Consider the following 1338-nt stretch of genomic DNA (forward strand, 5'->3'; position numbering starts at 1 on the left):
TGACCCGTCCTGAATTGGGTTGACACCTTTTCCCACAGGAAGAGGAATGTTCAATGGATTCAACACTCAGGCGCAGCCAGCGGGATTACTCGCTGGCCTTCAAATTGTCGGTGGTCGACCAGGTCGAGCGCGGGGAACTGACCTACAAAAAGGCCCAGGAGCGATACGGGATCCAAGGACGGAGCACTGTGCTTGGCTGGCTTCGCCGCCATGGTCGGCAGGATTGGTCAGGTGGTGCATCATCTGCCCCCATGACCACTTCACCCAAAAGCGCGGCGGCCAAGCCGCTGACGCCGGAACAGCAGATCAAGGCTTTGCAGGTGCAACTGCGGGAGGCCAACGAGAAAGCGCAGCTTTTCGAAGCCATCGTCGAGGTCCTCAAAGAGGACTACGGGGTACGCATCGTAAAAAAGCCTTCCGGCAAGTCCTCACGCAAGGGCGCCTCCAAGGCGTAAGCGTGGCAAGGGCTTGCCGACATTTCGGCATCAGTCGGCAGGCGTACTACCAAGGTGGCCATCGCCAGCAACGGCAGTTGGCCGAGCGCGCACGGGCGATCGCTTTAGTGGGGGGTTATCGGGCGCGTCAGCCACGCATCGGCACTCGCAAGCTGCACGGTCTGATCAGGCCGGCACTGCAGGCATCAGGGATCGCGATGGGGCGGGACCGCCTGTTTGGCGTCCTTCGTGATGCTCGGCTCCTGGTTCCGATGCGGCGGGCATATCACAAGACCACCGACAGCCATCACCGCTTCCGACGGCACCCCAACCTGCTCAAGGCTGGCGAGGGGCGCGTGGTACCCACCGGTAGCGAACAGGTTTGGGTAGCCGACATTACCTATCTGCCGACGCAAGGAAAGTTCGTGTACTTGAGCCTGATTACCGATGCGTGGTCACGCAAGATCGTTGGCTGGAGCGTGCACGACACCCTGCAGACCGAGCAGGTCGCTCAGGCGTTGCAGATGGCGCTGAAAGGACGAAAAACGCGCCAACGTCTGGTCCACCATTCCGACCGAGGCATCCAATACTGCTCGGACTATTACCAGAAGATCCACACCACGCACGGTGTGACCTGCTCGATGACCGACGGCTACGATTGCTACCAGAATGCGCTGGCAGAACGGGTAAATGGGATCTTGAAAGGCGAATTCCTGCTGCATCGCCCTCGGGACCTGGCGCAGGCACGGCAGATGGTGGCCGAGTCGGTGGCGATCTATAACGCCGAGCGACCGCACCTGTCCCTTAAAATGCAGACGCCCGATGCAGTCCATCGGGCGTCCTTGGCCGCCTGACGGCGGCTGAATCATCCGCCACAGGTGTCAACCTATGGCAGGACGGGTCA

1 protein-coding gene is annotated in these 1338 nt (G+C 60.8%); it reads left to right on the forward strand.

What is annotated here, in order from left to right; all coding sequences use genetic code 11:
• The first annotated feature begins 53 nt into the window (after positions 1–53).
• Positions 54–1288 (forward strand): IS3 family transposase gene (locus AC1DR7_RS20310; protein ID WP_457322166.1). Its coding sequence is split into 2 segments (ribosomal slippage): positions 54–405 and positions 405–1288, totalling 1236 coding nucleotides; the frame shifts between segments, so codons are not numbered across the junction.
• The last annotated feature ends 50 nt before the right edge of the window (positions 1289–1338 follow it).

It is taken from the genome of Stenotrophomonas sp. P5_A9 (assembly GCF_056400525.1).